Annotated in this window: 13 protein-coding genes and 1 tRNA gene; 7 read left to right on the top strand and 7 right to left on the bottom strand. The window is 73.8% G+C overall.

The features are described 5' to 3' along the window. Window positions 1–51: 51 nt before the first annotated feature. Window positions 52–1,914 carry a serine hydrolase gene (locus LPU61_RS00825; RefSeq protein WP_229403772.1) on the top strand — a complete coding sequence of 621 codons (1,863 nt, stop codon included), beginning with the start codon at window positions 52–54 and terminating at the stop codon, window positions 1,912–1,914. An 82-nt stretch (window positions 1,915–1,996) separates the two neighbouring features. On the opposite strand, the gene LPU61_RS00820 is transcribed toward LPU61_RS00825, so the two are convergent. Both LPU61_RS00820 and LPU61_RS00815 read right to left on the bottom strand, forming a co-directional pair. Further along, on the bottom strand, window positions 1,997–2,191 hold the full coding sequence (locus tag LPU61_RS00820; protein ID WP_043963970.1) for a DUF397 domain-containing protein: 195 nt from the start codon (window positions 2,189–2,191) through the stop codon (window positions 1,997–1,999). Then, window positions 2,188–2,988 carry a helix-turn-helix transcriptional regulator gene (locus LPU61_RS00815; protein ID WP_043961944.1) on the bottom strand — a complete coding sequence of 267 codons (801 nt, stop codon included), beginning with the start codon at window positions 2,986–2,988 and terminating at the stop codon, window positions 2,188–2,190. Before LPU61_RS00815 ends, LPU61_RS00820 begins: the two co-directional genes overlap by 4 nt. A gap of 231 nt (window positions 2,989–3,219) precedes the next feature. Between LPU61_RS00815 and LPU61_RS00810 the strand changes: the two genes are divergently transcribed. Then, a complete protein-coding gene (locus tag LPU61_RS00810; RefSeq protein WP_144420173.1) occupies window positions 3,220–3,507 on the top strand; it encodes a hypothetical protein in 288 nt (95 codons plus the stop codon). Continuing rightward, window positions 3,507–3,776 (top strand): hypothetical protein, encoded by a 270-nt coding sequence (locus LPU61_RS00805; protein WP_144420172.1) that lies wholly within the window; start codon window positions 3,507–3,509, stop codon window positions 3,774–3,776. The genes LPU61_RS00810 and LPU61_RS00805 overlap by 1 nt, the downstream gene beginning before the upstream one ends. 264 nt (window positions 3,777–4,040) lie before the next feature. On the opposite strand, the gene LPU61_RS00800 is transcribed toward LPU61_RS00805, so the two are convergent. Next, complete coding sequence (locus tag LPU61_RS00800) at window positions 4,041–5,411, bottom strand: cystathionine beta-synthase (RefSeq protein ID WP_229403771.1); 1,371 nt, start codon at window positions 5,409–5,411, stop codon at window positions 4,041–4,043. A 75-nt stretch (window positions 5,412–5,486) separates the two neighbouring features. After that, window positions 5,487–5,843, bottom strand: coding sequence for a YkvA family protein (locus LPU61_RS00795; protein ID WP_229403770.1), 357 nt, complete (start codon window positions 5,841–5,843; stop codon window positions 5,487–5,489). A gap of 129 nt (window positions 5,844–5,972) precedes the next feature. Between LPU61_RS00795 and LPU61_RS00790 the strand changes: the two genes are divergently transcribed. The 3 genes from LPU61_RS00790 to LPU61_RS00780 all read left to right on the top strand — a co-directional run bounded on the left by LPU61_RS00790 (window position 5,973) and on the right by LPU61_RS00780 (window position 9,252). After that, window positions 5,973–7,070 carry an SGNH/GDSL hydrolase family protein gene (locus tag LPU61_RS00790; RefSeq protein ID WP_229403769.1) on the top strand — a complete coding sequence of 366 codons (1,098 nt, stop codon included), beginning with the start codon at window positions 5,973–5,975 and terminating at the stop codon, window positions 7,068–7,070. Next, window positions 7,067–7,897 carry an SGNH/GDSL hydrolase family protein gene (locus LPU61_RS00785; RefSeq protein WP_043961940.1) on the top strand — a complete coding sequence of 277 codons (831 nt, stop codon included), beginning with the start codon at window positions 7,067–7,069 and terminating at the stop codon, window positions 7,895–7,897. The genes LPU61_RS00790 and LPU61_RS00785 overlap by 4 nt, the downstream gene beginning before the upstream one ends. 92 nt (window positions 7,898–7,989) lie before the next feature. Continuing rightward, on the top strand, window positions 7,990–9,252 hold the full coding sequence (locus LPU61_RS00780) for an acetyl-CoA C-acetyltransferase (protein WP_043961939.1): 1,263 nt from the start codon (window positions 7,990–7,992) through the stop codon (window positions 9,250–9,252). Between the two features lie 72 nt (window positions 9,253–9,324). On the opposite strand, the gene LPU61_RS00775 is transcribed toward LPU61_RS00780, so the two are convergent. The 3 genes from LPU61_RS00775 to LPU61_RS00765 form a co-directional block, all read right to left on the bottom strand. Continuing rightward, window positions 9,325–9,645: a hypothetical protein gene (locus tag LPU61_RS00775; RefSeq protein ID WP_043961938.1), complete on the bottom strand. Its 321-nt coding sequence runs from the start codon at window positions 9,643–9,645 to the stop codon at window positions 9,325–9,327. Window positions 9,646–9,795: 150 nt separating this feature from the next. Beyond that, window positions 9,796–10,611, bottom strand: a complete 816-nt coding sequence (locus LPU61_RS00770; protein ID WP_043961937.1) for a Bax inhibitor-1/YccA family protein — start codon at window positions 10,609–10,611, stop codon at window positions 9,796–9,798. A gap of 165 nt (window positions 10,612–10,776) precedes the next feature. Further along, a tRNA-Leu gene (locus tag LPU61_RS00765) sits at window positions 10,777–10,857 on the bottom strand. 102 nt (window positions 10,858–10,959) lie between these two features. Between LPU61_RS00765 and LPU61_RS00760 the strand changes: the two genes are divergently transcribed. Beyond that, complete coding sequence (locus tag LPU61_RS00760) at window positions 10,960–12,783, top strand: hypothetical protein (protein ID WP_043961936.1); 1,824 nt, start codon at window positions 10,960–10,962, stop codon at window positions 12,781–12,783. Window positions 12,784–12,790 lie beyond the last annotated feature (7 nt).

Raw genomic sequence — 12,790 nt, 5'->3', positions numbered from 1 at the left:
CCCCGGCGGCAACAGCCGGCCCGGCGAAGACCGCAGGGCGGTGCCGGCACGGTGCAGGCGCTGGCGGCGGGCGTGGTGGGGCTGGGGTTGGTGGCGGGCGTGTTGGGGACATTGGTTGCGGGCGTGGCGGGCGTGGTGTGGGCCGCCCCCGCGTACGCAGCCCCGCCCCGTTGTGCCGCACCGACCACGAGCGCGGCCTCCGCGTACTTCGAGTCCGTGATGCCGGAACAGTTGCGTAGGACGGGGACGCCGGGAGCGGTCGTGTCGGTGGTCTCCGGTACAGACGTCGCATACGCCCACGGCTTCGGTCACGCCGACGTGGCTGCCGGCACCGGGATGGATCCGGAGCGGACCCTCGTACGTATCGCGTCGATCACGAAGTTGTTTACGGCGACGGCGGTGATGCAGCAGGTCGAAGCCGGTCGACTGGACCTGGACGCGGACGTGAACTCGTACCTCACCACGTTCCAGATCCCGCAGACCTACCCGCAGCCGATCCGGCTGCGTGACCTGATCGACCACACCGCGGGTTTCGAGGATCGCCTCATCGGCACCGGCGCCCGCACCGCCGACGGCGTCGTGCCGCTAGGCGAGTACCTGGCGAAGAACGTCCCGGCGCGGATCCGGCCGCCCGCAGTGGTGCCGGCGTATTCGAACTACGGGGCGGCACTGGCCGGTTATCTCGTGACGCAGGTCAGCGGTGAGCCGTGGGACGCCTACGTGCAGCGGCATCTGCTGACGCCGCTGGGCATGACGCACAGCACCGCGTCCGAGCCGTTGCCCGCGGCGCTGGCCCCCGACCTCGCGAAGAGCTACGGCGAGGGTGGCGCGCCGGTGCCGTTCATGTTCGACCAGCTCACGCCGGACGGCTCGGTCAGCGCGACGGCATCGGACCTGGCGAAGTTCATGATCGCGCAGCTCGGCCGGGGCGAAGGCATCCTGAAGCCGCAGACGGCCGCGCTCATGCGGACCCGGTCGTTTCCCGCGGATCCCCGGGTCGGTGGGTACGCGCACGGCTTCATGGACCGGGTGCTCAACGGGCATCGGGTGCTCATGCACGGCGGCGACTGGGAGGGGTTTGAAAGCGTGCTAGTGCTGGTGCCGGACTGCCGGCTGGGGCTCTTCCTGTCGGTCAACTCGCTGGAGGGGGCCGGCGCGCTGAACGAGGTCGTTCACGGGTTCCTCGACCGGTTCGCGCCCGGATCGCCGCCGGCGGTGTCCGGGTCGCAGCGCGCCGTGGTGCCGCAGGCGGGCTTCTACGCCCCGGCCCGGCGTAACGTCACCGGCGTCGAGAAACTGCTCACATTGCTCGATCCGGCGCGTTTGACGGTGACCGACGCCGGAGCGCTCCGGTTCAGAGAAAAGACGTGGACGCCCCAGGGTGACGGTTCCTACCGGGCCGGCGACGACCGTCTGGTGGTCGTGGACGGGGGCCGGTACGTGATGACCGACGGGGCCGCGTTCGAGCAGATCAGTGGCGCGCAGACGTTGCCGGTCAACCTCGCGGTGCTGGCCGGATTCGTGGTCGTGGCGCTCAGTGCGCTGGTGGTGCCAGGTGCCTCGGTGGTACGCCGGGTACGTGGCCGTGCCGACGGCGCACGTTCGTGGCGGCTGTCGCGCGGGTTGGCGGCCCTGGCGATGGTGCTGGGGCTCGGGTTCCTGGCCGGGCTGGCAACCGCCCTGTCCGGCAGTACCAGCACGTTTCTGCCCGGCGCGCCGGCGGGCCTGCGCGCCCTGCTCGTCGTACCGATCGTGGTGTTCGCGCTGGGGCTCGGTGCCGCCGGCACCGCGATCACCGGCTGGCGTGAGGCATCCGTCGCGGCACGCGTCCACCAGGGGGTGCTGCTGGCCGGGGTCGGGGCCCTGGCCTGGTTCTGCTGGCAGTGGAACCTGATCGGCTGGCAGTTCGGCTGAGGGGTCGCCGCGGCGGCCGTCCTCCCCGAACGGAGAAGGTCCCCAGCTTCACGCTGGGGACCTTCGGCGGCGTTCGGGGGAATCAGCCCAGCGGGCTGCTCTTCTTCGCCAGGTCGACGAAGGACTGCCAGGTGCCGGGGGTGAAGCGGAGGGTGCCGCCGTCGCGGTCCTTGGTGTCGCGCACCAGCACGACGCCCGGCATGTTGTCCGCGACCTCGACGCAGGACCCGCCGTTGCCGCCGGACCTGGTCGACTTCCGCCACCGCGGGGTCGTCATCGACTCCATGACTTGGCCACCTCCTTGATCAGTTCGATGGACTGCCGGCGGGAAAGCGCCTCGTTCCGCACGATCTCCCACGTCTTCGCGAGCCTAGCAACGTCGGCGGGCGCATCGACGATCTGCGCGTTGAGCTGGTTGTCCGCGTGCGCCACCCGCGCGCCGTCGGGCAGCTCGGCGATGATGAACTGGCCGGCCAGCCCCAGGTACATGCCGGCATCGACGGGCACGACGTGCACCTGGACGTGTTCCCGCGTCGACTGTTCGGCAAGGTGGTCGAGCTGTTCCGCCATGAGCCCCGGCTGATCGAGCACGGGTCGGCGCAGCACGCTCTCGTCCACCACGGCGATGAACTGCGGCGGGCGCTCGCGCTCCAGAATCTCCTGCCGGTTGAGCCTGGACGCGACGATCCGCTCCACCTCGTCGGCGGTGAACCGCCCGCCCGCGAGCGTCGCCCGCGCGTACCGCTCGGTTTGGAGCAGGCCCGGGAGGTACGACAGCTCGAACCACCGCAGCGTGGTCGCCTCGCGCTCGAACTCGATCCATTCGCGCAGCCAGACCGGCTCGGCGTCCAGTTTGGCCAGTTCGCGGAGCATCCGGCCGAAGCGGTCACCGAGCTGGTAGTGGTCGTCGACCGCCTTCATGTACTCCTTCGTCGGCGGGCGTCCCCCCGTCTCGACGGAGCTGACATGCGAGCCGGAGTAACCGATGGCCCGGCCGAACTCTTCCTGGCTGGTCCCGAGCGACGCTCGGAACAGTCGCAGCTCCCCGAGCACGTAGTTCGTGGCAGTGCCCACCCATCCCCCAGTTTCGGCTCGTCCTCGTCGGCGTGTCCCGCACGCCCGCCCGGTCAGGCCGCTGACCTGCGCGGACCGGGCGAGCACGTATCGAGAGCAACGACACCATCACCAGACTGTCACCACGCGGATTCGCTTTCGGCCCGGAGGCGGAGGCGAGTTCTGCGCCGGGGGTCGCCCGGTCCTTCCGCGAGCTGGCGACCCCCGCCTACACCACGAGGAGGAGAGGGAATGAGCCCTGAACGGGGACAGGCGTCGAGAGTGAACCCGCTGGTCACCGCCGGCGACGTGCTCACCCTCCAACCGTGCGACTACTGCATCGGGCAGACGGTGCTGTCGTTGCAGGTCACCTACGTTCCTCGGTACGCGAACTTCCTGGCGTCGCGGTGGGTGCGGCTCGAAGGACTGGAGTTGCGCCCCGACGGAACGCCGTGGCGCGAGCGCGTCGTGATGGTCCGGGTACAGGCCATCATCGACGCCCCGACGGCCCGCCCGGGGCCCGAGGCGCGGGAGCGGTGATGGCCGCACACCCGCCGAGGTACGCGGGCGGCCCGTGCTTCGTCTGCGGCGAGCCGTGGCCGTGCTTCGAGCGGCAACTGTCGACCCTCGTGGAGTTCGCCGGCCGGGGCGAACTGCTCGTGGCGTACATGGGGGATTGGTACCGCCTGGGGGTCGAGGAGCGCCAGCGGCGCGGCCTGCCACCCGACCCGGGCATGGAGCTGCGGCACCTGGGGTGGCTCGACATGGTCCTGCCCGCGCAGGGCGAACAGCGCAGCGGTGATGTCTGAGGCCGCGCCGCCCAGAAGGCCGATGCCAGACGGCCTGAGGCCGATGCCGGGCGACCTTCTGCACGTCACCCGCGCCGCCAGCGTCCAGACTGCGGTGGCTGAACCACGCCGCGAGGGCACCGGCCCCGCCCAGCCCACCGGTCACGCGGACTTCGGCTCAGCCGAGGCGTCGCGCGTGACCGGCGGCTGCCGCTGCCAAGGCCGGCGTTAAGAAGGGGCCCTTCCTCTACCGAAAGCGTTAATGAGGTGCCCTTCCTTACAGCTTCAGCGGGCGCCGAGGTGGGCCAGCAGGTCCTGCCGGGTGAGCACACCCTTGGGCTTGCCGTCGACCAGCACCAGCGCCGCGTCGGACTTCTCCAGCAGGGCCACCGCCTCGCTCACCGGCTGGCCGCCGCCGATCATCGGCAGCGGGTCGGCGGTGTGCCGCTCGATGGTGTCGTGCAGGTGCGCCTGGCCGGTGAACAGGGCGTCGAGCAGGTCCTTCTCGGCGACCGAGCCGGCGACCTCGCCGGTGACGACGGGCGGCTCGGCCTTGAGCACCGGGAGCTGGGAGACGCCGTACTCGCGCATGTAGTCGATGGCGTCGCGGACCGTCTCGGTCGGGTGCACGTGCACCAGCTCGGGCAGCCCGCCGGGCTTGCCGGCGAGCGCGTCGGCGACGGTCGGCTCGGTGCCGGAGTTGTCGAGGAAGCCGTACCGGGCCATCCACGCGTCGTTGAAGATCTTCGACAGGTAGCCCTTGCCGCTGTCGGGCAGCAGCACCACGATCACGTCGTCCGGGCCGGCCTCGCGGGCCACCTCCAGGGCGGCGACCACGGCCATCCCGCAGGAGCCGCCGACCAGCAGCCCCTCCTCGCGGGCCAGCCGCCGGGTCATCTCGAACGACGCCTTGTCGGAGACCTCCACGATCTGGTCGGCGATGTCCCGGTCGTACGTGGTGGGCCAGAAGTCCTCGCCGACGCCCTCCACGAGGTAGGGCCGGCCGGTGCCGCCGGAGTAGACGGAGCCCTCCGGATCCGCCCCGACGATCTTCACCCGGCCGTCGGAGGCTTCCTTCAGGTAGCGGCCGATGCCGGAGATGGTGCCGCCCGTGCCGACCCCGGCGACGAAGTGGGTGAGCTGGCCGCCGGTCTGCTTCCACAGCTCGGGGCCGGTGGTCTCGTAGTGCGAGCGCGGGTTGGCCGGGTTGCTGTACTGGTCGGGCTTCCACGCGCCGGGGATCTCGCGGGCCAGCCGGTCGGAGACGTTGTAGTAGGAGCGCGGGTCCTCCGGCGCGACGGCGGTCGGGCAGACCACCACCTCCGCCCCGTAGGCCCGCAGCACGTCCTGCTTGTCCTGGCTGACCTTGTCGGGGCAGACGAACACGCACCGGTAGCCCTTGAGCTGCGCCACCAGGGCCAGGCCGACGCCGGTGTTGCCGCTGGTCGGCTCGACGATCGTGCCGCCGGGCCTGAGGATGCCGGCGGCCTCGGCGTCCTCGACCATGCGCAGCGCGATGCGGTCCTTCACCGAGCCGCCCGGGTTGAGGTATTCGACCTTCGCCAACACGGTGGCCCGGATGCCCTCGGTCACGTTGCGCAGCCGCACCAGCGGGGTGTTGCCGATCATCTCGACGACGTTGTCGTAGTAGTGCACCTCGTTGTGCCCTTCGTTGCGGCGCCGGCGACGGCGGCCGGGCAGACGTTGATTCGACGCCCAGGGTACGTCCCGTCAGGGCACCACATGGCCCGGGATGACGGAGGCCCGGCGGACCTCCCACTCCAGGAACCGCTCGGTCTCCGCGAGCACCGCGCCGGCCAGCCAGGTCACCATCACCGCGTCGTCGGCCAGGCCGAAGACCGCCAGCGGGATCTCCGGGAGCAGGTCGATCGGCGAGACGATGTACGCCGTCGCCGCGGTCATCAGGGCCAGCCGGAGGCCGCCGTCGTACTCGCCGCGGGTGGTGGCCCGGATCATCCGGGGCAGCGCCGCCAGCCGGGCCCCCAGCGACGGGCCGCCCCGTGCCCCGGCGGTCAGTGCCCGGGCCAGCGCCACGAACGCCGCGCCGCGCTTCAGTGTCTTCCCCATCTCCACGCCCCTTCCGACTCCACAGCGTGCCGTGTCCCCGCAAGGGGTACCCGCAACAGTCGCCTCCCAGCCAGAAACCGGGCAGTACGACGACAGCGGCGTGTCGTACCGGCGCGATAATGTCGGTGCATGGGGGTCGCTGGGGTCGCTGGTTCCGTCGCACCGGCCGGTCCGCGCGAGCAGTCCGCTCCGCGCTGGCAGCTCGGCCCACGCTGGCAGCGTGCGCGGCGGGTGGCCCGCGTCGCGGCGATCGGCACGGGCGCCACCGCCGCGGCCGCCGCGGCGACGACGGGCGTCCTGCTCGGCCAGGCCCGGCAGGCCCGCCGCACCATCCCGATGGCCGAGGCGCCCCCGCCCCGCTGCGACGGCGTCTACGGCGCGAAGCTCCCCGGCCCGCCGCTGACCATGGTCGTCCTCGGCGACTCCTCCGCCGCCGGCTACGGCGTGCACCGCCGCCGGGAGACGCCCGGCTCGCTGCTGGCCACCGGGCTGTCCCGCCGGCTGCACCGGCCGGTCCGGCTGCACCGGTTCGCCGTGGTGGGCGCCATCTCCTCCGGCCTGAAGCCGCAGGTGGAGGCCGCGCTGGAGGTGTCGCCCGACGTGGCGGTGATCCTGATCGGCGGCAACGACGTCACCAACCGCACCCCGCCGGCCCTGGCGGTGCGCTACCTGGTCGACGCGGTCCGCGCGCTGCGCGGGGTCGGCTGCGAGGTGGTGGTCGGCACCTGCCCCGACCTCGGGGCGATCCAGCCGATCCAGCCGCCGCTGCGCTGGCTGGCCCGGCGGTGGAGCCGGCAGCTCGCCGCCGCCCAGACGGTGGCGGTGGTCGAGGCGGGCGGCTGGACGGTCTCCCTCGGCGACCTGCTCGGCCCCCGCTTCGTCGCCGAGCCGACCCGGATGTTCGCCTGGGACCGGTTCCATCCCTCCGCAGAGGGGTATGCGGTGGCCGCCGCCGCGCTGCTGCCGACGGTGCTCTCCGCGCTCGGCGGGGTGCAGGAGCGCCGCCCCGGGCTCGCCCGCGGCGAGGGCGTCCGGTCGCTGCCGGAGGCGGCCCAGGAGGCGGCCCGGCACGCCGGCACGGAGGTCAGCGCCACCCAGGTCCGGGGCCGCGACCGCGGGCCGGGCGGGCGGTGGGCGCAGCTGCGTCGGCGGGCCTTCTTCGGCGTCGGCGCGGTGCCGCAGGCCGGCCCGACCGCCGACTCACCCACACTGGAAGGACAGCCATGACCGAGCAGGGCGGCAGGCGCGGTGGTGGTGACCGGGGGCTCGGCGCGGAGCTCGCCGTCCGGCTGGGCCGGGCGGCGGCGGTGTCCCTGGTCGCCGGGACGATCGGCGGCGCGGCCGTCCTGGCCGGCGAGGCGTTCCTGGCCCGCAACCGCCCGTACGCGCAGCCCGAGCTGGGCCTGGCCCTGCGCGCCACGATCGGCCGGGCCGGCGCGCCGCCGCTGCGGCTGGTCCTGCTCGGCGACTCGTCCGCGTTGGGGGTCGGGGTGGCCCGGCTCGGCGACACCGTCGGCGGCCAACTGGCCAACCTGCTCGCCGAGGGGCCGACCGGCCGGCGGGTGCACCTGTCCAGCGTCGGGGTGTCCGGCTCCCGCTCCACCGACCTGGCCACCCAGGTGGCCCGGGCGCTGCTCGGCCCGCGCCCCGACGTGGCGGTGGTCCTGATCGGCGCCAACGACGCGACCGCGCTGCGCAGCCCGGCCGAGGCCGGGGCCTACCTCGGGTCGGCCGTGCGGCGGCTGCGCGAGGCGCAGGTCGAGGTGGTCGTCGGCACCTGCCCGGATCTCGGCGCGGCCCGCGCGATCGCGCCGCCGTTGCGGCAGCTGGTCGGCTGGTCCGGCCGGCGGATCGCCCGCGCGCAGACGGCCGCCGCGCTCGACGCGGGCGGCACGGTGGTCGACCTGGGCACGGAGACCGGCCCGGTGTTCCGGGCCGACGCCGGCACGTTCTGCCACGACGGCTTCCACCCGTCCGCCGACGGGTACCGGATCTGGGCGCACGCCCTGCTCCCGGCCGTCGCCGCCGCCGCGAACGTCGCCTCCCGCCAGTGATCGGGCCGACCCTGGTGCGCGGCGGTCAGGGGTGACATTTCCCGCTGGTCGCTCCGCTTCCCGGTAGGTTACCGCCAAGTTAACGTTGGTTCATGCCGACTGAGTCGTCCCGCGACGCCGTCATCGTCGCCACCGCCCGCTCCCCCATCGGTCGGGCGCACAAGGGTTCCCTGCGCGACGTCCGCCCCGACGACCTCGCCGCCACCATCGTCCGGGCCGCCCTGGACAAGGTCCCCCAGCTCGACCCCACCGAGATCGACGACCTCTACCTCGGGTGCGGCCTGCCCGGCGGCGAGCAGGGCTTCAACATGGCCCGCGTGGTCGCCACCCTGCTGGGCCTCGACGGCCTGCCCGGTGCCACGCTCACCCGCTACTGCGCCTCGTCGCTGCAGACCACCCGGATGGCGATGCACGCGATCCGGGCCGGCGAGGGCGACGTGTTCGTCTCCGCCGGGGTGGAGACCGTCTCCCGGTACGCGCGCGGCAACTCCGACGCGCTCCCGCCGGAGGCGCAGGCGCTGGTCGGCGGCGGCTGGGAGAACCCGCGCTTCGCCGCCGCCCGGGAGCGCTCGGCGCGGCGGGCCGAGGGCGGCGCGGAGGTCTGGGCCGACCCCCGCTCCACCGGGGAGCTGCCCGACATCTACCTGGCAATGGGGCAGACCGCCGAGAACCTCGCCCAGGCGTACGACGTGAGCCGCGCCGACATGGACGCGTTCGGCGTACGCAGCCAGAACCTGGCCGAGAAGGCGATCGCCGACGGCTTCTGGGCCCGGGAGATCACCCCGGTCACCACGCCCGACGGCACCGTGGTCGACACCGACGACGGCCCCCGTCCCGGGGTGACCCTGGAGGGCGTCGCCGGGCTCAAGCCGGTGTTCCGCCCCGACGGCCGGATCACCGCCGGCAACTGCTGCCCGCTCAACGACGGGGCCGCCGCCGTGGTGATCATGAGCGCCCAGCGGGCCCGGGACCTCGGCCTCACCCCGCTGGCGCGGATCGTCTCCACCGGCGTCACCGCCCTCTCCCCCGAGATCATGGGCCTCGGGCCGGTGGAGGCGTCGAAGCAGGCCCTGCGCCGCGCCGGGATGACCATCGGCGACGTCGACCTGGTCGAGATCAACGAGGCGTTCGCCGCCCAGGTCATCCCCTCCTACCGGCAGCTCGGCATCGACGAGGAGAAGCTGAACGTGATGGGCGGGGCGATCGCCGTCGGCCACCCGTTCGGCATGACCGGCGCCCGGATCACCGGCACGCTGCTCAACGCGCTGGAGTGGCACGACAAGAGCATCGGCCTGGAGACGATGTGCGTCGGCGGCGGCCAGGGCATGGCCATGGTCCTCGAACGCCTGAGCTAAGCCGCGCCATGCCTCCCGGCGCTCGCGCTGCCCGCGCGGGTGACCGGGAGCGCGCGGGTCAGAGCACGCGGGTCAGAGCACGGACCGGGTCGCCGTCACCTCGGCGGCGGCCCGGTGCAGCACCGCGTCCGGCGGGGCCGCCGCCAGCAGGTCGGCGGCGACCACCCGGAGCTGGTCGGGCAGGGCGAGGTCGTTGTCGAGCCGGGGCACCGCCCGGCGGGGCTGCCCCTCGGCGTCGGCGGCGAGGTTCGCGATCTCCTGCACCAGCCGGTGCACCAGATCGGCCCGGGGCACGTTGCCGCCGCCGGCCGAGGCCGCCCAGCGCGGCTGCTGCCAGTGCCCGACCTGACGGACCAGCAGATCCACCGCCCGGCCCAGTTCCGCTGCGCTCACCGCGCCGAGTCTACGGACGCCGGGCCGACGTACCCCCTGCGGTCGCCGCGCGCCCGGCGCAGCCGGCGGCGGCCGGCGGACGCCCGGGCCGGAACACGACGGCGCCCGCCGCCGCGAGATCGCGGGGCGGGCGCCGTCGAGCGACGAGGGTCAGTCGTCGCCCTGGAAGTAGCTCAGCAGGCGCAGGATCTCGATGTAGAGCCAGACCAGGCTGACCAGGATGCCGAACGCCGCCGTCCAGGAGTAGCGCTGGGGCAGCCCCATCCGGACGCCCTCCTCGACCTCCGCGAAGCTGAGCACGAAGCTCAGCGAGGCGACCACGATGCAGACCAGGCTGAAGCCGATGGCCAGCGGGCTGCCGTCGCGCAGGCCGGTGTTGACGCCGAACAGCGCCAGCACCAGGTTGATCAACATGACCGCGAACAGGCCGACCATCGCCGCGACCATGCCCCGGACGAACTTCGGGGTGGCCCGGATGACCCGCGCCTTGTAGAGCATGGCCATCAGGAAGAACACGCCGAAGCTGGCCACCACGGCCTGGAGCACGATGCCGTCGTAGAGCGAGTTGAACGCCTTGCTCACCATGCCGACGAAGACGCCCTCGACGACGGCGTACGCGATGACCAGCGCCGGGTTCGCCATCCGGGAGAAGGAGATGATCAGGCCGAGGACCAGGCCCACGACCGCCGCGCCGATCCAGGCCACGCCGAGCAGCGCGTCCGGGACGAGCACCCAGGCCGCCGCGGCGGATGCGCCGAGGATGCCCAGCAACACGACGGTCTTGACCACCACGTCGTCGATCGACATCGGCGTCACGGTGGGCGGCGCGGCCGGGTAGCCCGTCGCGCCCGGGTACTGCTGCGGATAGCCGGGCTGCCCGTAGGGCCCGGTCGGGGCGTACCCGGTGGCCCGTTCCCGCTCGGCCGCCTGGCCGAGTCGGGCGAGCACCGGGTTCGAAGTCTTCACTGTCAGGCCTCCCTCAGGGGGTCGTCGCACGTGAACGTGCCCTTCCAGGGTAGACGCCCCGCTCGACGCCGTGGAGATCACCGACCGGCGCAGGAGCTGTGAAGAAGCTGAGAGACCCGCCGGTGAGGCCCTCGCCGGCACCGGCGCGGATCACCGTGCTGCGCGTGCCCGGGGCGGGGGTCGAACCCGCACGCCTTGCGGCAGCCGCTTTTAAGGCGGCCGTGTCTGCCGTTCCACCACCCGGGCTGGGCGGCCCCGCGCGTCGCCCACGCGCCGGTGCAGTGTCACCGTAGCGGGTCCGCCACGACCCGGCGTACCCCGCCGGCACTCCCGCACTAGGGTCGACCCGTGAGCAGCGCAGCCCCCACGGCCCCCGACGCCGCCCCCGAGCAGGCAGTCCGTTCCGACGTACCGGCCCGGGCCGCAGGCCGGTGGGTCCGGCTGCGGGCCGCCGTCGCCCGGCACCGGGCCGACCTGCTCGTCGGGCTGCTGTTCACGGCCCTGGCGGGCTGGGTCACCCACGGGCTCTGGCCCGACCCGTCCGGCCGGGTGCTGGCGCTCAACCCCGAGGACCAGACGCTGTACGAGTGGTTCCTGGCCGTCGACTCGCGCGCCCTGCTCGGCGACTTCGGGCTGCTCACCGACCGGCTCAACGCCCCGGACGGGGTCAACCTGATGGCCAACACCACGGTCATCGCACTCGGGGTGGCCTTCGCCCCGGTCACCCTGCTGTTCGGCGCGCCGGTCACCTTCGCCCTGCTCGCCGGGCTCAACCTCGCCGGCACCGCCCTCGCCTGGTACCTGCTCTTCACCCGCGTCCTCGGGGCGCAACGGCTCGCCGCCGCGCTCGGGGCCGGGCTGTGCGGCTTCGGGCCGGGCATCGTCTCGCAGACCAACAGCCACCTGCACATGACCGCCCAGTGGCTGGTGCCGGTGATCGTCTGGCTGGTGGTCCGGCTGCTGCGCGCGGCCGACCCGCTGGGCGGGCCGGACCGCCGCCGCATGCTCACCTCCGCCGTCGGCCTCGCCGTCGTGGTCAGCGTCCAGGTGTTCGTCGGCGAGGAGGTGCTCTTCCTCTGCGCGCTGACGCTGCTGGTGATGGCCGTCGCGTACGCGCTGGCCGACCGGGCGCTGCTGCGCCGGGCGCTGCCCGGCTTCGCCGGTGGGATGCTGGTCGCCGCCGGGCTCGCCCTGCTCGTGCTGGGATACCCGCTGTGGTTCCAGTTCGCCGGCCCGCAGGGCGTCGCCGACGGCATGTTCAGCCCGCACTACTTCTCGGCCGACCTGGTCAGCTGGTGGACGCTCTCCCCGCTGTCGGCGGCCGGCAGCGACGAGGCGGCCCGGCTCACCACCGGCCCGGCCGAATACAACACCTTCCTCGGCTGGCCCCTGCTCGTGGTCACCCTCGGCTGCGCGGTCTGGCTGGGCCGCCGCCCACTGGTGCTCGCCTGCGCGGCCGGGGCGCTGGTCATGGGCGCCCTGTCGCTCGGCCCGGACGTGGTCGTCCGCGGCGACCGGACCAGCATCCCCGGCCCGTACGCCCTGCTGGCGGGCCTGCCCGTGGTGGACGGGGCGCTGCCGATGCGGTTCGCCCTGGCGGTGCTGCCGCTGGCCGGCACCCTGCTGGTGCTGGCCGTGGACCGGGCGCTACGCGGCACCGGCCGGGCCCGCCGGCTGGTCCCGGCGGCGGTCGGGCTCGCGCTGCTGCCGGTCCTGCCGGCCCCCCTGCCCACGGCCGAGCGGCCGGCGCTGCCGGAGTTCATCTCGGCCGGCCACTGGCGGGAGTGCGTCCGCCCCGGCGGGGTGCTGGTGCCGGTGCCGCTGCCCACGCCGAAGGAGCCGTGGCCGATGCGCTGGGCCACGGCCGCCGACGCCGCGTTCGGCATGCCCGAGGGCTTCTTCATCGCCCCGTACGGCAAGGGCGGCACGGCCGCCATGGGCACCTGGAAGCGCCCCACGTCGTACCTGCTCAGCGAGGTGGCGAAGCGGGGCGGCCGGCCGGCGATCGGCGACCGGGAGCGGCGACAGGCGGCCCGGGACGCCGACCGCTGGGGCGCGTCCTGCTTCGCGGTGGCCGACGGCACCCGCCACGCCGACGACCTGCGGGCGACCCTGGACCAGCTCTACGGCCCGGCCGAGCGGGTCGCCGACGCCTGGATCTGGCGGGTCTGAGCCTTCC

Source organism: Micromonospora sp. NBRC 110038, from assembly GCF_020884815.1.
Taxonomy (GTDB): domain Bacteria; phylum Actinomycetota; class Actinomycetes; order Mycobacteriales; family Micromonosporaceae; genus Micromonospora; species Micromonospora haikouensis.
Note: the sequence above shows the minus strand (reverse complement) of the source record. Positions and strands in the feature narration are given on the sequence as shown.

Excerpts from the sequence above, each read along its gene's own strand:
- LPU61_RS00820 (WP_043963970.1), bottom strand. The coding sequence starts at position 2,191 with ATGACGACCCCGCGGTGGCGGAAGTCGACCAGGTCCGGCGGCAACGGC.
- LPU61_RS00810 (WP_144420173.1), top strand. The coding sequence starts at position 3,220 with ATGAGCCCTGAACGGGGACAGGCGTCGAGAGTGAACCCGCTGGTCACC.
- LPU61_RS00805 (WP_144420172.1), top strand. The coding sequence starts at position 3,507 with ATGGCCGCACACCCGCCGAGGTACGCGGGCGGCCCGTGCTTCGTCTGC.
- LPU61_RS00795 (WP_229403770.1), bottom strand. The coding sequence starts at position 5,843 with ATGGGGAAGACACTGAAGCGCGGCGCGGCGTTCGTGGCGCTGGCCCGG.
- LPU61_RS00790 (WP_229403769.1), top strand. The coding sequence starts at position 5,973 with ATGGGGGTCGCTGGGGTCGCTGGTTCCGTCGCACCGGCCGGTCCGCGC.
- LPU61_RS00785 (WP_043961940.1), top strand. The coding sequence starts at position 7,067 with ATGACCGAGCAGGGCGGCAGGCGCGGTGGTGGTGACCGGGGGCTCGGC.
- LPU61_RS00780 (WP_043961939.1), top strand. The coding sequence starts at position 7,990 with ATGCCGACTGAGTCGTCCCGCGACGCCGTCATCGTCGCCACCGCCCGC.